This is a genomic window from Paenarthrobacter nitroguajacolicus, from assembly GCF_007786235.1.
GTDB classification, from domain to species: domain Bacteria; phylum Actinomycetota; class Actinomycetes; order Actinomycetales; family Micrococcaceae; genus Arthrobacter; species Arthrobacter nitroguajacolicus_A.
Map to the genome: position 1 here is coordinate 47833 of NZ_VNFK01000019.1, position 18224 is coordinate 66056.

17 protein-coding genes are annotated in these 18224 nt (G+C 63.7%); 15 read left to right on the top strand and 2 right to left on the bottom strand.

Annotation, left to right across the window (positions count from 1 at the left end; all coding sequences use genetic code 11):
- The 10 genes from uxaC to FQP90_RS19530 all read left to right on the top strand — a co-directional run bounded on the left by uxaC (position 1) and on the right by FQP90_RS19530 (position 11694).
- The gene (gene uxaC, locus FQP90_RS19485) at positions 1-1398 is read left to right on the top strand and encodes a glucuronate isomerase (protein ID WP_144652720.1); all 1398 of its coding nucleotides are present in this window, start codon (positions 1-3) and stop codon (positions 1396-1398) included.
- Positions 1395-2726 (top strand): mannitol dehydrogenase family protein, encoded by a 1332-nt coding sequence (locus FQP90_RS19490; protein ID WP_144652721.1) that lies wholly within the window; start codon positions 1395-1397, stop codon positions 2724-2726. Before uxaC ends, FQP90_RS19490 begins: the two co-directional genes overlap by 4 nt.
- A 24-nt stretch (positions 2727-2750) precedes the next feature.
- Entirely contained in the window at positions 2751-3980 is a 1230-nt protein-coding gene (gene manD / locus FQP90_RS19495) for a D-mannonate dehydratase ManD (protein WP_144652722.1), read from the top strand.
- Between the two features lie 28 nt (positions 3981-4008).
- On the top strand, positions 4009-4488 hold the full coding sequence (locus FQP90_RS19500; RefSeq protein WP_144652766.1) for a gluconokinase: 480 nt from the start codon (positions 4009-4011) through the stop codon (positions 4486-4488).
- A 318-nt stretch (positions 4489-4806) separates the two neighbouring features.
- On the top strand, positions 4807-5931 hold the full coding sequence (gene chvE, locus FQP90_RS19505) for a multiple monosaccharide ABC transporter substrate-binding protein (protein WP_368666126.1): 1125 nt from the start codon (positions 4807-4809) through the stop codon (positions 5929-5931).
- Between the two features lie 117 nt (positions 5932-6048).
- Positions 6049-7578, top strand: coding sequence for a multiple monosaccharide ABC transporter ATP-binding protein (mmsA, locus tag FQP90_RS19510; protein WP_144652723.1), 1530 nt, complete (start codon positions 6049-6051; stop codon positions 7576-7578).
- A 5-nt stretch (positions 7579-7583) separates the two neighbouring features.
- On the top strand, positions 7584-8867 hold the full coding sequence (mmsB, locus tag FQP90_RS19515; protein ID WP_144652724.1) for a multiple monosaccharide ABC transporter permease: 1284 nt from the start codon (positions 7584-7586) through the stop codon (positions 8865-8867).
- Positions 8868-8906: 39 nt separating this feature from the next.
- Positions 8907-9893 (top strand): LacI family DNA-binding transcriptional regulator, encoded by a 987-nt coding sequence (locus tag FQP90_RS19520; protein ID WP_144652725.1) that lies wholly within the window; start codon positions 8907-8909, stop codon positions 9891-9893.
- A gap of 10 nt (positions 9894-9903) precedes the next feature.
- Complete coding sequence (gene pyrE / locus FQP90_RS19525) at positions 9904-10476, top strand: orotate phosphoribosyltransferase (protein WP_144652726.1); 573 nt, start codon at positions 9904-9906, stop codon at positions 10474-10476.
- Positions 10477-10569: 93 nt separating this feature from the next.
- Positions 10570-11694 (top strand): thioesterase domain-containing protein, encoded by a 1125-nt coding sequence (locus FQP90_RS19530; protein ID WP_144652727.1) that lies wholly within the window; start codon positions 10570-10572, stop codon positions 11692-11694.
- Positions 11695-11700: 6 nt separating this feature from the next.
- On the opposite strand, the gene FQP90_RS19535 is transcribed toward FQP90_RS19530, so the two are convergent.
- Positions 11701-12456: a tyrosine-protein phosphatase gene (locus tag FQP90_RS19535; RefSeq protein ID WP_144652728.1), complete on the bottom strand. Its 756-nt coding sequence runs from the start codon at positions 12454-12456 to the stop codon at positions 11701-11703.
- An 11-nt stretch (positions 12457-12467) separates the two neighbouring features.
- Entirely contained in the window at positions 12468-13298 is an 831-nt protein-coding gene (locus FQP90_RS19540) for an HAD-IIA family hydrolase (RefSeq protein ID WP_144652729.1), read from the bottom strand.
- A gap of 261 nt (positions 13299-13559) precedes the next feature.
- Here FQP90_RS19540 and FQP90_RS19545 point away from each other — a divergent pair, with 261 nt between their 5' ends.
- The 5 genes from FQP90_RS19545 to FQP90_RS19565 all read left to right on the top strand — a co-directional run bounded on the left by FQP90_RS19545 (position 13560) and on the right by FQP90_RS19565 (position 18210).
- A complete protein-coding gene (locus FQP90_RS19545; RefSeq protein WP_144652730.1) occupies positions 13560-14732 on the top strand; it encodes a hypothetical protein in 1173 nt (390 codons plus the stop codon).
- 95 nt (positions 14733-14827) lie between these two features.
- Complete coding sequence (locus FQP90_RS19550; RefSeq protein WP_144652731.1) at positions 14828-15526, top strand: TrmH family RNA methyltransferase; 699 nt, start codon at positions 14828-14830, stop codon at positions 15524-15526.
- A gap of 131 nt (positions 15527-15657) precedes the next feature.
- On the top strand, positions 15658-16590 hold the full coding sequence (locus FQP90_RS19555; RefSeq protein ID WP_144652732.1) for an endonuclease domain-containing protein: 933 nt from the start codon (positions 15658-15660) through the stop codon (positions 16588-16590).
- A 178-nt stretch (positions 16591-16768) separates the two neighbouring features.
- Complete coding sequence (fbaA, locus tag FQP90_RS19560; protein ID WP_144652733.1) at positions 16769-17788, top strand: class II fructose-bisphosphate aldolase; 1020 nt, start codon at positions 16769-16771, stop codon at positions 17786-17788.
- Complete coding sequence (locus tag FQP90_RS19565) at positions 17788-18210, top strand: DUF3151 domain-containing protein (RefSeq protein ID WP_039239501.1); 423 nt, start codon at positions 17788-17790, stop codon at positions 18208-18210. The genes fbaA and FQP90_RS19565 overlap by 1 nt, the downstream gene beginning before the upstream one ends.
- The last annotated feature ends 14 nt before the right edge of the window (positions 18211-18224 follow it).

Sequence of the window (18224 nt, forward strand, 5' to 3'; positions counted from 1 at the left end):
ATGTCCCATTCCCTTGCCACCCATCCCGACCGCCTCCTTCCAGCGGACCCGGGGACGCGCAGCATCGCCCGCTCCCTGCTGGAACGCGTCCAGGACCTGCCCATCATCTCCCCGCACGGACACGTGGATGCTGCTGTCATCGAACAGAACACGCCGTTCCCGGATCCCGCGGCGCTGCTGGTCTCCCCGGACCACTACGTCACGCGACTGATCCATGCATCGGGAGTCCCGTTGGATCAGCTGCAGCCCGGCAACGCCGCGCCACGCGAGATCTGGCGGCAGTTCTGCGCCGCGTGGCCCTTGTTCGATGGCACCGCCTCCGGGTACTGGCTGCGGACGCAGTTCGAGTCGGTCTTCGGGTGGCAGGGCGAATTGTCCGCGGAGGCGGCGGACGCAAGCTTCGATGCCATTTCAACCAAGCTGGCGGAGCCCGGGTTCCGGCCCCGGGAGTTGTTCAAGGACTTCAACATCGAAGTCCTCGCCACCACGGATGATCCCTTGGACAATCTGGAAAGCCACCGGGCCCTTGCGGAGGACCCGTCCTTCCACGGTCGCGTGCTGCCGACCTTCCGTCCGGACGCCTACATCAATATCGCCCACCCGTCGTGGACAACCAACGTGGAGCGGCTCATCTCCGAGGCGTCCGACGGCGGCACAGGCTACCGGGGGTACATCAGCGCCCTGGAGAATCGCCGCCGCTACTTCGTGGACCATGGTGCGGTCTCCGCAGACCACGGAGTCAAGACCCCTGCGACGCTGAAACTGGACCAAGCCGACGCGGAGGCATTGTTCCAGAAGGCCCGTTCCGGCGAGGCCACAGCCCAAGACCGCAACGTGTTCGAAGCCCACATGATGTATCAAATGGCGCGGATGTCCGTGGAGGATGGCTTGGTCATGACCATCCACCCGGGCTCTTTCCGCAACCACCACCAGCCCACTTTCGAAGCCTTCGGGGCGGACACCGGCCACGATATCCCCGTCGCAACCAACTACACGGAGGCCATCCGCCCGTTGCTGCAGGATTTCGGCACCGCCAAGGACTTCCATTTGGTGCTGTTCACCTTGGACGAGACGGTTTTTTCACGCGAACTTGCCCCGCTGGCAGGCTTCTACCCCTCGGTCTACATAGGGGCGCCCTGGTGGTTCCTTGACGCTCCGGATGCCATGCTCCGGTTCCGCTCAGCCGTCACGGAAACCGCGGGCTTCTCCAGGTCATCCGGGTTCATCGATGACACCAGGGCCTTCTGTTCCATCCCCGCGCGGCACGACGCTTCACGGAGGATCGAAGCGTCTTTTCTCGCGCGTCTGGTAGCGGAGCACCGCATCAGCGACGATCGCGCGCATGAGCTGATTGTCGACGTCGTGGACTCCTCACCTCGAAGGGTCTTCAAACTGTGAACAGCCACCAGACGCCGCCACGGCTGGGTCGCAGTGAGTCCCAGCCCACGCCGCCCATCCGCATCGTCCATCTCGGCTTGGGTGCGTTTCATCGCTCCCACCAGGCTTGGTACACCCAGCACGCAGGCGACTCGGCAGACTGGGGGATCGCCGCATTCACTGGTCGGCGGCCCGACGCCGCTGAAGTCCTCGCAGAGCAGGGTGGCCTGTTCACATTGGTGGAAAGGTCGGGCAGCGGCGACTCATTCGAGGTGGTGGGCAGCATTGTGGAGGCCGTTGACGGGGCCGACGTCGGAAGGTTGTCGGAGCTTGTGGCGGCACCCAGCACCGCGGTCATCACGCTCACCATCACGGAAGCCGCCTACGCTGCGGGCGCGGCAAGCCATGGGACAACGTCGACGCCGCTCGCCAGGTTGGTGACGGCCCTCGCCGCCCGCAGGGATGCCGGCAGCGGAGCGATCGCCGTGGTCAGCTGCGACAATCTCGCGGAAAACGGCGATGTGACGCGCGCCGCGGTGGGCGCCCTCGCCGAGGCGACGGACCCGGCCCTTGCTGTGTGGATCGACCAAAACGTGAGCTTCGTGAGCACCTCGGTGGACCGCATCACGCCCCGAACCACGGAAGCAGACCTTGCCGTGGTTGCCCAGGCCTGCGGCTACCGGGACGCGGCGCCGGTGGTTGCCGAGCCGTTCCATAACTGGATCCTGAGCGGTGATTTCCCTGCCGGCAGGCCCCGTTGGGAGGATGCGGGCGCAGTGTTCGTGGACGACATTGAACCGTACGAGAATCGCAAACTGTGGCTGCTCAACGGCGCCCATTCGATCCTGGCCTATGCGGGGCTGGTCCGGGGCCACTCCACCGTGGCGGAGGCGCTGTCCGATGACCTCTGCCGGGACGCTGTGGAAGCCTTCTGGGACGAAGCTGCCCGGCACCTGTCCGATGATGCGCTGGACATCCCGGCGTATCGACAGGCTTTGTTGGAACGTTTCGGTAATTCCCGGATCGCCCACCACCTAACCCAGATCGCGATGGACGGAACCACCAAGCTGCGCATGCGTGCCTGGCCCGTCCTGGCCGCCGAACGTGCCGCGGGCCGCTCCGGGGACGGCGCGGCCCGAATGATCGCGGCCTGGATCGCGTACTTGTCCTGCACCACCGACTTTCACGACCCACTGGCCGCCACGATGCAGGACGCCAAAAACCTCGACGGCGAGCACCGTACCGCTGCGTTGCTGGCACTCATCAGCGCCGAGCTGGCTGACGACGCGGCCGTTGTTTCACAGATTCACCGGCAGCTCGACTCGTTTGCCGCCACCACCCACGCCTAGACCTACCGGAAGGACTCCGTCACCATGAAAATCATTGCCGCTGACGTCTTCGTGACCAGCCCGTCCCGCAACTTCGTCACCTTGCGCATCACCACCGAGGATGGTGTGACGGGCATTGGAGACGCGACGCTGAATGGCCGTGAACTCGCCGTCGCCGCGTACCTCAAGGAACACGTGGCCCAGCTGCTCATCGGCAAGGATCCACACCGGATCGAGGACACCTGGCAGTTCCTTTACCGCAGCTCCTACTGGCGCCGCGGTCCCGTGACCATGGCGGCGATTGCCGCCGTCGACATGGCTCTGTGGGACATCAAGGGCAAGGTGGCCGGCATGCCCGTCTACCAGCTGCTGGGCGGTGCTTCCCGCAACGGTTTGCGCGCCTACGGCCATGCTTCGGGTGCGGACATTCCGTCCCTGTTCGACTCCGTGCGCGAACACCTGGAACTGGGCTACAAGTCCATCCGCATCCAGACGGCAGTCCCCGGCATCAAGGCCGTCTACGGTGTTGCCGCCCAGGCCCAGGCCTCGGGCGAACGGTACGACTACGAGCCCGCCGGCCGCGGCAACTTCCCGCTGGAAGAGGACTGGGACACCCGTGCCTACCTGCGCCACCTGCCCACCGTTTTCGAGGCTGTGCGCAACGAGTTCGGCCCGGAAATCCCGCTGTTGCACGATGGCCATCACCGCATGACACCCATCCAAGCCGCCAAGCTCGGCAAGGCCCTTGAACCGTACGACCTCTTCTGGCTGGAGGACTGCACCCCGGCCGAAAACCAGGAAGGCCTGCGCCTGGTCCGCCAGCACACCACCACCCCGCTGGCCATCGGCGAAATCTTCAACACCGTATGGGACTACCAGACCCTCATCAAGGAACAGCTGATCGACTACGTCCGCGCGGCCTCCACCCACTTCGGCGGCATCTCCCCGCTGAAGAAGGTCATGGACTTCGCGGCCCAGTACCAGATCAAGTCGGGCTTCCACGGCCCCACGGACATCTCTCCGGTGGGCTTCGCCGCCCAACTGCATGTGGGCCTGGCTATCCACAACTACGGCATCCAGGAATACATGCAGCACTCGGACAAAACCAACGAGGTCTTCCAGCAGTCCATGACCTTCAAGGACGGCTACCTGCACCCGGGCGATAATCCCGGTATTGGCGTCGAATTCAACGAGGAAGCCGCCGCCGCCTTCCCGTACCAGCAGGCGTACCTGCCCTACAACCGCCTCGTGGACGGCACTGTTCATGATTGGTGATGTGAACCTTCGCCACCACATCGTGGTGATGGGTGTGGCCGGCTGCGGCAAGAGCACTATTGGTGCCGCCCTTGCCGCGCGTCTTGGTGCTGAATTTCTCGACGGCGATTCGCTGCACCCCCAGGCGAACATCGACAAGATGGCCTCGGGTACTCCGCTGAACGACGACGACCGCGCACCTTGGTTGGCCGAGATCGGACGGCGATTCACGGCGTCGAACGTTGTTCTTGTCATCGCGTGCAGCGCGCTCAAGCGCGCCTACCGGGACATCATCCGGGCCGGCGACCCTTCCGTTGTCTTCGTGCACCTGCACGGCACGCGGGAGCTGTTGAACGAGCGCATGAATTCCCGGCCCGGGCACTTCATGCCGGCCTCGCTGCTGGACTCGCAGCTGGCGACGTTGGAGCCACTGCAGGGCGACGAGAACGGGGTAGTGGTGGATATTGCGAAGCCAGTAGAAGACATCGTGAACGAGGTAAGCCCGGTTCTCAGCCGGGCGCTGCTCTAGGCCTCGGTCCGCGAAGCCCGGTACCGCCCACAAGGCCGTGCCGGGCTTTTCTTCGTCCAGGGCGTATTCGCGGAGACAATTGTGAACGCTAACAACGTTACAAGTCAAGGGTTTCGGTGGTGGGCGCCGGCTGCAATCATTTCGTGATCCACAGCACTTGACCGACGGTATTGTTAGCGTTCACAATGGCATTCGCATCACCTTTTCATGGCATGTGCCGCCCCCAGCTCACAGGCCACCCAGCTTTACCGTGCCGGACGCGCAGATGCTCCGGCTGCATCAGAGTTCGCGGCAATGCTGCCGCGGAAGGAGAGCAACGTGAGATTGAAGAAACTCCTGGGCGCCGTAGCGGTTGTCCTTACCTTGACCGTGGGAGCCACGGGCTGCGGCAGCCGCGGAGGCTCAGCCGAGTCCAGCAGTACGGCGAATCCCAGTGACTCGTTGGTGGGCATCTCCATGCCCACGCAGACATCGGAGCGTTGGATCGCTGACGGCGCCAACGTTGAGAAGTCGCTGAAGGACCTCGGCTACAAGACGGACCTCCAGTTCGCCAACGATGACATTCCCACGCAGGTTTCCCAGATTGAGAACATGCTGACCAAGGGCGCGAAAGCCCTCATCATCGCCGCCATCGATGGCACCACGCTCACCGACGTCCTGGCCAAGGCCAAGGAGCAGAACGTCAAGGTCATCGCCTACGACCGTCTCATCAACGGAACCCCGAACGTGGACTACTACACCACGTTCGACAACTACACCGTGGGCGTCCAGCAGGCCACCTCGCTGCTGACCGGCCTGGGCCTGGTGGATGCAAGCGGCAAGAAGGTTGAGGGCAAGGGCCCGTTCAACGTTGAGCTGTTCGCGGGCAGCCCGGACGATAACAACGCCAACTTCTTCTGGACCGGCGCCATGGATACCCTCAAGCCGTACATGGATGCGGGCACGTTGAAGGTCCCCAGCGGCCAGACCAAGTTCGAGCAGGCAGCCATCCTCCGCTGGCAGGCACCCGTAGCCCAGAAGCGCATGGAAGACATCCTCACTTCGGCGTACAGCTCCGGCACCAAATTGGACGGCGTGCTCTCCCCGTATGACGGCCTGTCCATCGGCATCATCTCCGCACTGACAAGCACCGGCGGCTACTCCACCGGAAACCTGCCCGTGGTCACCGGCCAGGACGCAGAGAAGGGCTCCGTGAAGTCAATCGTCGCCGGCGAGCAGTACTCCACGATCTTCAAGGACACCCGCCAGCTCGGCGCGCAGGCCGTGAAGATGGTTGACGCAGTCCTCAAGGGGACCGAGCCGGAAACCAACGACACCAAGACCTACAACAACAAGGTCAAGGTTGTGCCGGCGTTCCTCCTGAAGTCCGTCATCATCACCAAGGACAACTTCCAGAAAGAGCTCATCGATTCGGGCTACTACAAGGAATCCGACGTCAAGTAACACCTCTGTGGCCCCACCGTGCTGTTCTTCACCGTCCAGCGCGGCGGGGCCGCAGTCTCCCCAGAGCCTCCGAGTCCTCGGCGCGGCCAAGTTTCAACCAGTCAGCGGGAATTGACGATGAACGTACCCATTCTTCAAATGCGAGGAATCACCAAGACCTTCCCCGGGGTTAAAGCCCTCCAGGACGTCACCCTGGACGTCAACCGAGGTGAGGTTCACGCCATCTGTGGTGAGAACGGAGCCGGGAAATCAACCCTCATGAAGGTGCTGTCCGGCGTCTACGCGCACAACACCTTCGACGGCGACATCCTCTTCGAGAACGAACCCTGCGAATTTTCCAGCATCACGGACAGCGAAAAGCGCGGCATCGTGATCATCCACCAGGAACTGGCCCTGAGCCCGTACCTTTCCATTGCCGAGAACATCTACCTCGGCAACGAGTTGGCCAAGAACGGCTGGGTGGACTGGCGGAAGACCAACCTGGAAGCAGCCAAGCTCCTGGCGCGCGTAGGGCTCAGCGAAAACCCTGTGACACCAATCCAGCACATCAGCGTCGGCAAGCAGCAACTGGTGGAGATTGCCAAGGCACTCTCCAAGGAAGTGAAGCTCCTCATCCTGGATGAGCCCACGGCCGCCCTGAACGACGAAGACTCCGATCACCTGCTGGACCTCATCCTGCACCTCAAGGGCCAGGGCGTTACCAGCATCATCATCAGCCACAAGCTCAACGAGATCCGCAAGGTGGCCGACGCCGTCACCATCATCCGGGACGGCAAGTCCATTGAGACCCTGCGGCTCGACCAAGGCCAGATCACCCAGGAACGCATCATTCGCGGCATGGTTGGCCGCGACCTCGAAAGCCTCTATCCGGACCGAACCCCGAACATCGGCGAGGAAGTCCTCCGCATCGAGGACTGGACAGTCCAGCATCCCCAGGACCATTCCCGCATGGTGGTGAACAATGCCAGCCTCAACGTCCGCAAGGGCGAAGTCGTAGGCCTTGCAGGACTCATGGGTGCCGGCCGGACCGAGCTGGCCATGAGCGTCTTTGGCCGGACCTACGGGCGGGCGGTTTCGGGCAAGGTCTACAAATACGGGGAAGAAATCAACACTTCCACCGTTTCCGACGCCATCGAGCACGGGATCGCCTATGCCACCGAGGACCGGAAGCACTACGGCCTAAACCTCATTGAGGACATCAAGCGCAACATCTCCATGGCCGCACTGAACAAGCTGGCCAAGCGCGGCTGGGTGGATGGGAACCAAGAGACTACCGTAGCCAACCACTACCGCAAGAGCATGAACATCAAGGCTCCTTCCGTCGCTGCCATTACCGGCAAGCTCTCGGGTGGAAACCAGCAAAAAGTGGTGCTGAGCAAATGGATGTTCTCGGATCCGGATGTCCTGATCCTGGACGAACCCACCCGCGGAATCGACGTCGGCGCCAAGTTTGAGATTTACACGATCATCGCGGAGCTCGCAGCTGCCGGGAAGGCCGTCATTGTGATCTCCTCCGAGCTCCCGGAGCTCCTGGGCATCTGCGACAGGATCTACACGCTGTCCGCGGGCCACATCACCGGCGAGGTCCCCATCGCCGAAGCCACCCAGGAAACCCTCATGCACTTCATGACCAAAGAGAAGGAATAGCGAACATGTCCGCCCTACGAGAATCCCTTGGCTTCCTCACAAGCCGCCTCCGCCAGGTTGGCATCTTCGTCGCCCTGATCCTGATCGTCATCCTCTTCCAGGTCCTGACCGACGGCATCCTGTTACAGCCGCAGAACGTCACCAACCTGGTGGTCCAGAACAGCTACATCCTGATCCTCGCCATTGGCATGGTGATGGTCATCATCGCCGGGCACATCGACCTCTCTGTCGGTTCCATCGCCGGTTTTATTGGAGCTGTGGCCGGTGTGATGATCGTCCACTGGGGGTGGGCGTGGTGGCTCGCCATCCCGGCCTGCCTCCTTGTCGGTGCCTTGGTAGGTGCGTGGCAGGGCTATTGGATTGCGTATGTGGGCATACCGGCTTTCATCGTCACCCTTGCGGGCATGCTGATCTTCCGGGGCCTGACCTTGATCACGCTCAAGAACCAGCAGATCACCCCGTTCCCCAACGAGCTGCGCGCCCTGGGCGGCGGCTTCCTGCCGGACATCTCCGGTGGTACTTCGGTCCTTGAATGGTTGACCGTCATCCTGGGCGTCGGCGGCACAGCTGCCATCCTCTTCCAGGCGCTGAAGGAACGCCGGGTCCGCCGCAAGTTCAACCTGGAAAATGAGCCGATGGCCTGGTTCGCCGTCAAGAACGGCTTCATCGCCGTGTTGATGCTGATCATCACGTTCCTGCTGGCCAGCTACCGAGGCACCCCCATCGTCCTGATTGTCCTGGCCGTCCTCGTGATCGTTTACTCGGCGTTGATGAACAACAGCATCTTCGGCCGTCACACGTACGCGATTGGTGGCAATCTCCACGCGGCTGAACTCTCCGGCATCAAGACCAAGAAAGTCACCTTCCGCCTGTTCGTCAACATGGGTGTCCTGGCGGCTTTGGCCGGGCTGGTGTTCACGGCCCGCCTCAACTCGGCGCAGCCAGCTGGTGGCACGGGCTTCGAGCTCGACTCCATCGCCGCCGCCTTCATTGGTGGTGCAGCTGTCCAGGGCGGCATCGGTACCGTGGCCGGAGCAATGATCGGCGGCCTGATCATGGGCGTCCTGAACAACGGCATGTCCATCCTTGGCCTGGGCACGGACTACCAGCAGCTCATCAAGGGCCTGGTGCTCCTGCTCGCCGTTGGCTTCGACATCTTCAACAAGAACCGGACCGGTGCCGGTGGGGGCTCCTCCATGGGGCGCCGTTTCAAGTGGAAGACCACGCCTCCGGCAACCGAGGCGGCTCCGGCCGCCAAGGGTGAGCCCGTCGGCGTCGAAGCGAAGTAGTCTCCGGTGTCCCGAGGGGGAGGGGCCAGACCGCCGGTGATGGGCGACGTCGCCAAGTTGGCGGGTGTCTCGCACCAGACCGTCTCGCGCGTCCTGAACCACCATCCGAACGTCAGCGGAAAAACCAAGGAGCGTGTGGAGTCCGCCATCGCAGTCCTCGGGTACCGCCGCAATACGGCCGCTCGCAGCCTGGTCACCCGACGGTCCCGAACCATCGGGGTCCTGGCCTGCGAGACCGGCCAGTTCGGACCTGCCAACACCCTTTTGGGCGTTGAACAGGCAGGCAGGGAAGCCGGCTATTTCGTCAGCATCGCAAACCTCAGGGAAGTGACCGGTGACAGCGTCAACGACGCCATTGCCCATTTCCGGAATCAGTCCGTGGACGGCATTGTCATCCTGGTTCCGCATCCGGACGTTCTGGCGGTCCTGCGGGAGGTCGCCGTTCCCGTTCCCATAGTGGCAGTAGGCGCCGGCGCGGGTAACCAACTCACCGGCGCCTCGCTCGACCAACGGTTGGGAGCCCGGCTGGCGGTGGAGCATCTGATGAAGCTCGGGCACCGTCATATTGCCCACATTTCGGGACCGCCGCATTGGATTGACGCCGCCGAGCGCATCAAGGGATGGCAGGAAGCGCTCGGCGACGCCGGTCTTGAAGCCAACGTCCTCCTACAGGGCGCATGGGATGCTGCGTCCGGGTACCGCGCCGGGTTGGCACTGGCCAACCACCCCGCCATCACGGCAGTCTTCGTCGCGAACGACCAAATGGCCGTAGGCGTCCTCCGCGCCGTGCAGGAAGCCGGACGCCAGGTGCCGGGAGACATCAGCGTGGTTGGCTACGATGACCAGCCCGAAGCGGAGTTCTTCATGCCGCCGCTGACCACCGTCAAACAGGACTTCGAAGAACTTGGACGCCGTTGCATGGAAGCAGTGCTGCGGGAACTGGAAGGAGAAGGAGCAAACGGGGAGCAGATCGTGAAACCCCGCTTGGTCATCCGCTCCACAACGGCGTCCCCTGCGCTCCACTAAACTAGAAGCCATGACTTCCTCGCCTGACACCGCAGCTGCCCGTGCCCGCCTTCTTGAACTCATCAAAGAACTGGCGGTGGTCCGCGGCAAGGTAATCCTCTCCAGCGGCAAGGAAGCCGACTACTACATCGACCTCCGCCGCATCACCTTGCACCACGAGGCCTCCAAGCTGGTGGGTCAGGTCATGCTGGCAATGATCGACGACGCCGGCGTTTCGGTTGAGTGCGCCGGCGGACTCACCATGGGTGCCGACCCCGTCGGAACCGCTGTGATGCACGCTGCTGCCGACGCCGGCCGTGCCGTGGACGCGTTCGTTGTGCGTAAGGCCCAGAAGTCGTACGGCATGGGCCGCCAGGTGGAAGGCCCCTCCGTTGAGGGCCGCAACGTGGTGGTCCTCGAGGACACGTCCACCACCGGCGGGTCCGCGCTGACCGCCGTCGAGGGTGTCCGCAAGGCCGGTGGAAATGTGGTGGCCGTCGCCGTGATCGTTGACCGCAACACGGGCGCCAAAGAGAAGATCGAAGCCGAAACCGGCGTTCCGTACCTCTTCGCTTTCGGCAAGGACGAACTGGGCCTCGACTAAAAGTTTGTGCCCTGAAGGACGCATCTTACGGGCATTGGCTGTACGCAGTCTCCGGGGCTGTAAGGCACTGCCCGTGAAGCCTATGCTTGCTGCGTGGACGTTCAAGTAGGGAAACTCCCGGCACCGCCGGAGGTGAACGAAAACCTCCCCACGCCGGTGTCTCCGGAGCCGCAGAAGGCCGAGGATCCGGGCTCATGGGCCCGGATCCTGCCTTACGCTGCCCGGCTCAAGAAGACGTCCCGCCGTAACTTCCTCATCACCGCCGGAGCTTCCGCTGCGCTTGCCGGGGACATGCTTTTCACCCGGCGCGTACAGGCCGAACGGCGCTCCACCAAGATCCTCCGAGTCCCGGACCCCTACTCGGATTTGTATTTCCCCAAGGCCAGCTGGTTCCTGTTCCCCGGGTACAAAACCAGCTGGGAGGAGGGGCAGTGGATCCTGAACTCCCTGCGTCCCGCCCTGCATCAGCGTGGCCGCCTTGCCGCCGTCGGATATTCCAACCTGGGACTGGACGTTGACGAGGTCGTCCGCGAAATCATTCTTCACGTCCGCGAGCTGGAACTGGAGAAGCTGTACTTCTACGGCCACAGTTTCGGCGGAATGCTCGCCACCCAGGTGGCCGCCCGACTTTTGGAACTGCATGGGGTGGAGACGCAGCTGATCGTCCTGGATTCGAGCCCTTTCAGCCGGGCGGACGTCCTCGACCAGAGCTGGTTCGACGGCGTGGTGTTCCTTTACGAGAATGGCTTCCGCATTCCGTCGGTGCTGCGCGGCGGCTATGAGCTGGGGGAGCGGGTGGTCCATAAGGACGAGCGCACGTGGCGGCAGATCCTGGACCAAAGCCTTGAACAACTCTCGCCGATCGCTCCTTCCAGCGTGCTGATCCAGACGGAATCTGCCTACATCTACCATTTTGATGGCCTGCGGTTTGCCGGAAAGATCGGCGGTGCCAGGATGGCGTTCCTCGGTAACTCCAAGGACGGCACTGTGGACTACGAGTCTGCTCGAGCCGGATGGAGCAAGGTCTTCGGGGCCAACATGGCGCTGCCCACGCTCAGCACCGAGGGCGCCAGGCCCGCGCACGCCAGCCCGCAATGGAACGGTGGCGTGTACCGGCCCTTGCTGGAGCGGGTCCAGGATGAGCTTGAGCCCTTGCCGCCGGAGCCCGCGGAGCCGTCTTACCAAGAGCCGAACGGCAAGATCATCCGGCCGGCCTAGGTACCGCTAGGTGCCACTGCCCAGCGATTTAACCTCGACGGCGGTGAGGCCCGCCTCTCGCAGGAAGCTGTGAACGTCCCCGTACTCGCGTGCGAAGCCGGCCAGGAAATGGCGCATCGCAGCTTCGGGGCTCTGCAGGATCATGAGGTCCGGGCTGAAATACTCTGCCGGTGTTGAAGGGACGCTCAGGCGCCACGTTTCTGCCATGACCTCCAGGACATCGGGAAGGTTGGCCGTGGTGGCAGCGTAGTCCGCCACTACGTCGTCTTCGGTTCCGCCGGTTGCGAGCAGTCCGATGGCCGAAATAACCCCTGTCCGGTCCTTGCCCAACGAACAATGCACCAGCGTGCGTTTGCCGCGGGCAACAGGACGCAGGGCGTCGGCCACCCACTGGGGCCGGATCCGGACCCACCCCAGATACAGCTCACCAAGGTCCTCGGCCGTCTCTACGGCTTGGAGCGAACCGGCGATGGCGTTGGGGTCCAGAGGGTTGTGAATGAGTTCGACGGCGGGCGGGACGACGGCGGGCGGGACGACGGCGGCAGACGCGCCGGCGTCGTGCTTGCTCAAGTCCGAACCGCCGGCGCCGTCGGCAACCAGCCACGGAACCAGCGACCGCTCAAGCTCGCTCCGCAAGTCCATGATGGCCTGGATGCCGTGCTCCGCCAGGAAGCCCGACGTTGCAGCGGCATCCAAACCGAACGGCTGGCTCCCCCTGAGTATCCGGCCGCCGGCCAAGGGACGCAGATTGAGCACAGCCATTGTTCTGTCCTTTAGATCTGGCTCTTGAGGTCGGCCACGGAGTTCAGGATCTGGTTGGGCCGGAACGGGAAGGACACAATTTCCTCGCGCTGCGTGATACCGCTGAGCACCAGGACCGTGTGCAGGCCCGCTTCCATGCCGGCCACGATGTCCGTGTCCATGCGGTCGCCGATCATGGCGGTGGTCTCGGAGTGGGCGTCGATCTGGTTCATTGCGGAGCGGAACATCATGGGGTTCGGCTTGCCCACGATGTACGGCTCGCGGCCGGTAGCCTTGGTGATCATGGCAGCGATGGCGCCGGTTGCCGGCATGGGGCCGTCCTTGGAGGGGCCGGTTGCATCCGGGTTGGTGGCAATGAAGCGGGCACCGGCCAGGATGTGGCGGACGGCCATGGTGATGGCCTCGAAGGAGTAAGTACGGGTTTCGCCGAGCACCACGAAGTCGGGGTCGGTGTCCGTGAGGATGAACCCGGCCTCGTGCAGCGCGGTGGTGAGGCCAGCTTCGCCGATGGTGTAGGCGCGGTTGCCCGAATCCGAGGACTGGACCTGGTCCTTAAGGAACTGCGCCGTGGCCAGGGCAGAGGTCCAGATGTTCTCTTCCGGGACTTCCAGGCCGGACGCACGGAGGCGGGCTGCGAGGTCGCGCGGGGTGAAGATGGAGTTGTTGGTCAGCACCAGGAAGCGCTTGGACGTATCCACCCAGCGCTGGATGAGTTCAGCTGCGCCGGGGATCGCCTGGTTTTCATGGACCAGGACGCCGTCCATGTCCGTGAGCCAGCATTCGATTTCGTGGCCGTTGCGGTAAACGGACGCGGACGTGTGGGGCGTGGATTCTTCTGCCATATTTGCCTCCGGCTGGGGTTGTTCATGCACTGCCACCCAGTCTTTCATCAATCCGCGCCCTTAACATCCTGGAATCCCGCGTATGTGGGTAGTTCTGCCCATGCCGATATCTGCTGTGACTTGCCTTTGGCGCCCAGTGCCCCACTAGGCTTGGGGCGGCGCTGGTGTGCCACCACCGTGGGTCGGGGGATCGACATGGTGGATTTTTCGTGTCGCCAGCGCTTCAGTAGGTCCCCACTTACGCATTTGAAAGGGCCTGCCATGAGCAATAACAACGGAGCGCCGCAGCCTCCCTACAACCCGGATGGCGTGCCGCAGCCTCGCTACGACACCGGCCAGGAGCCGTACCGCCAGTACCAGCCGGGCCAGACCCAGCCCATCTACCAGCCGGAAGCACAGCAGCCGGCCCGGCCTCCGGAAGGCCAGACCGAGGCCTTGCCTTCGCAACCGGGATTCCCCCCACCGGGCGGTCCCTACCCGGGCCAGCCCGGCGAACCCGGCGGATCGGGCCAGCCCGGCTATCCGGGCGGTCCCTACCCGGGCCAGCCCGGCGGGCCCGGCCAGAACCCGGGTGACCACAACAAGAAGTCACTGTTCCTCATCCTGGGTGGCGTGGCCGTCGTCGTGATTATTGCGCTGGTAGTTGCGTTCACATGGCTGATCCCGGCGATGACCAAGCCCGTGGCTGTTGAGTCGCCGTCGGTGACGTCCTCGGATGCCGCCTCGGATGCCGCCACTGAGCCTTCTGCGGATCCCTCCACCGAGGCTGAGCCTTCCGGTGACGCGTCGGCGTCCACCGACATCCCGGCCGGGGCCATCCCCTTGCCCGCTGGTTGGGACGGGTTGGCTGGCCCCAGCAACGTTCCGGCTGATGGCGATCCGCTGTTCAGCAAATGGGTGACGGGGGAATCGTCCTTCCAGTACTTGGCCGAGTGGACCCACGACGAGTCGTTCGGCATCACCAAGGACCCGACATCCGGCGAGGAAATCCAGAAGAAAGCCCAGGGCACTGTTGAGACCGACGGTGACGGTATAGCGCTCGCCTACGCCTTCTTTGCGGAGTCGGACGAGGGCAAGTTCGGCAAGGACCCGAAGGAGGTCCAGGCAGCCATCAAGGACATCGAAACCCGATACAAGGGCATGACAGCCACTGAACTGCCGCAGAACCTGGTGGGCCACAAGTGCACCTCCGACTTCAAGACCTCCATGCCGGAAATCCGTGAGTTCCGCCGGGGCGAGGCCGTGGTGATCGCATTCACCTGCACCAACGCCCGTGGTGAAGCCATCCAGGCAGTGAACCTCTTCTCGGTGACGCCATGGGGAACCCCCCAAATGCTGGGCGTCAGCGGACACAAGACGTACTGGGACGCGCACCCGGGGCTCTTCGAACAGTTGGGTAACTCCTACCGCATCAACAAGTGGAAGATGGTCTAGGAGCCCGCACTCCAGCGGGCCACGGGCTCAATCGGGCCACGGGCTCAATCGGGGCACGGACTCAAGCGGGGAAACGGCAGGGCTAAAGTTGAGGGGTGACTGACCTACCCCCCAACACAGCCCTGCCCGCCCCTGCCGTGTCCCAGGAGGGGACCACCGCAGAAGGCGAGGCCGAAGCGAAGGCGGAGGTCGGCGTCGGGCCTTGGGAAGGCGACTGGCCCGTCGGCGAACACTGGGACCCGGATCTGTTGCGGGACGGCGACCGCCGGAACGTCGTGGACCAGTACCGCTATTGGAAGCACGATGCGATCGTGGCGGACCTGGACTCCAAGCGCCACGATTTCCACATTGCCATTGAGAACTGGCAGCACGACCTCAACATCGGCACGGTGGTGCGCACGGCCAACGCTTTCCTGGCCAAGGAGGTCCACATTATTGGTCGACGGCGGTGGAATCGTCGCGGGGCCATGGTCACCGACCGCTACCAGCACGTCCGCCACCACCCCACCGTCGAGGATTTTGTCCAGTGGGCTGAGGGGGAGGGGCTTGCCGTGATCGGCATCGATATCTTCCCGGATTCCGTGCCGCTGGAGACCTACGACCTCCCCAAGAACTGCGTCCTGGTGTTCGGGCAGGAAGGCCCCGGCCTCACGCCTGAGGTGCACGATGCCGCCGTCGCAACCCTGTCCATTGAGCAGTTTGGCTCCACGCGTTCCATGAACGCAGCCTCCGCCGCAGCCATCGCCATGCACGCGTGGGTGCGCCGCCACGTGTTCCAACAGCCGGTCTCATAGCTTCCCCGAGATGCCACTTAATGACAGTCCCGGAGCGTCGGATTGTCATTAAGTGCCATCTCGGCGTGGCGGGTGCGGCCTTGGCTGTGGATAACCCGGTCGGCGCCCTGGCAGACCGGCAAGAATGGGGCATGCGCAGGGCACCACTTCCGGATCATCTGGCCACGGGTTCATTCTCTGTGCACGCATCGGACAAGGCCGGGGTAACCCGGTCACGGACCCGTGCCAAGGACTTGCTGCTGGTTTCCCGGGGAATTCGAGTCCCGGCCGCGTCCGATGCTTCCGGAGCCGCCGCCTTGCGCGCCTACACGGACCTGGATGACTCCTCCATCCTCGTCTCGCTGTCGGCGGCGCGGATCTGGGGTATCCCCGTGCCTGCCCGGCACAGTGGAGATTGGCGCATTCATCTTGCACGACGGCGGGGATTCAGTTTTCCCCGCAGGGTCAACGTGGCGGGTCACCTCTTCACCCTCCTTCCGGAGGAAACAGTGGAGTACGACGGCGTCCGGGTCACTTCGCCCGCGCGGACGTGGCTGGACTTGGCCGCGCTGTGGACCGTGGAGGACCTGGTTGTAGCCGGCGACCACCTGGTGTGCTCCCATGGCCCCGATTTCCCGGTACCCAAGGAAGCGTTGTGCAGCATCGAGGAGTTGAAGCACACCGTGGGAAGCCATCCGGGCATGCGGGGAGTGCGGACTGCGCGGGCGGCACTGGAACTCATCCGCGTCGGCGCCGACTCCGCCCCCGAATCGCGGATGCGCCTGGCCCTGGTCAACGCGAACCTGCCCGAACCCGTGCTCAACCACGCGATCCGCAATCAGTTCGGCCATGCCGTGCTGTGGCCGGACGCCGCCTACCTTGAGCACCGGGTCTCCCTCCAATACGACGGCCATCACCATGGCGGCGCCGAGCAACACTTGCGGGATATCGAGCGCCAGGAGAAGTCGCTCGCCCTTGGCTGGCTGGAAGTCCGGATTTCCAAGCATGACCTCGAAGGTGAGCGGCCCGCCGTCGTACATAAAGTCCGCCGCGCGCTCCAAAGCCGCGGCTGGCGCGCGAGGTGACACTTAATGACAATTGCAGCGCGCGGGATTGTCATTAAATGCCAACTCGGCGGAAGTGTTAAGAGCCCCCGTGACCCGAAACACGGCGTCCCCGCGGATATCGCTAGGATGGGTGCTAGCCGTAAGCGGTCTACTCCAGGGTTACCAACCCACAGACGAATTCAGCATAGGAGTCACCATGCCCATTGCAACCCCAGAGATTTACTCCGAGATGATCGACCGCGCAAAGGCTGGCGGATTCGCTTTCCCCGCGGTCAACGTGACGTCGTCGCAGACTCTGAACGCTGCGATCCGCGGTTTCGCCGAGGCCGAATCCGATGGCATCATCCAGGTTTCCACCGGTGGCGCAGCCTACTGGTCCGGCGCTTCGGTCAAGGACATGGTGGCCGGTTCCCTGGGCTTCGCCGCGTTCGCCCGTGAAGTTGCCAAGAACTACAACGTCAACATCGCCCTGCACACGGACCACTGCCCGCAGGACAAGCTGGCGGACTTCGTTCTGCCGCTGCTGGCCGCTTCCGAGGAAGCCGTCAAGGCCGGCAAGGACCCGATCTTCAACTCGCACATGTGGGACGGCTCGCACGAGACCCTGTCCGAGAACCTGCGCATCGGCCGTGAACTGCTGGAGCGTGCAGCTGCCGCCAAGATCATCCTCGAGGTCGAAATCGGCACCGTTGGTGGCGAGGAAGACGGCGTTGAGAACGAGATCAACGAGAAGCTCTACACCACCACCGAGGACGCCCTCGCCACCATTGAGGCCCTTGGTGCTGGCGAAAACGGCCGCTACCTGACCGCACTGACCTTCGGCAACGTGCACGGCGTGTACAAGCCGGGCAACGTCAAGCTCCGCCCCGAACTGCTCAAGCAGATCCAGGCTGAGGTTGGCGCCAAGATCGGCAAGGAAAGCCCGTTTGACCTCGTCTTCCACGGCGGCTCGGGCTCCACGGAGCAGGAGATCGCTGACGCCGTTTCCTACGGTGTCATCAAGATGAATATCGACACCGACACCCAGTACGCGTTCACCCGCCCCGTTGCCGGCCACATGTTCTCCAACTACGACGGCGTCCTGAAGGTCGACGGCGAAATGGGCAACAAGAAGACCTACGACCCCCGCGTCTGGGGCGCTTCCGCCGAAGCCGGCATGGCCGCACGCATCGTAGAAGCCGCCCAGCAGCTCGGATCGGTTGGCAAGACCTTCTAATGTCCGACGAATTCCGGAAGAACCTGATGGGGCCGGAGCCCACGCTCCTGCCCGCCGAAAACGAGATCTACCAGCACCTGGCCCTCGGCAAGGAAGCACTGGACCTCGTAGCGCAGAACCCCACGTCGTCCCTCCTGTGGGCCATCCTGGCTGAGGAAGCCTGGGCGGAGGGCCGGACCATCGAGTCCTACGCCTACGCCCGCGTCGGCTACCACCGCGGCCTCGATTCGCTGCGCCGCAACGGTTGGCGCGGCGTCGGACCCATCCCGTGGGAGCACGAGCCCAACCAGGGCTTCCTGCGTGCGCTTTACGCACTGGGCCGCGCAGCATCGGCCATCGGCGAGGCTGAGGAGCCGGAGCGGATCGAGAAGTTCCTGAACGACTCGGACCCGAAGGCCAAGGCAGCGCTCGAAGCCCGCTAAAGCCAAGCAAATGA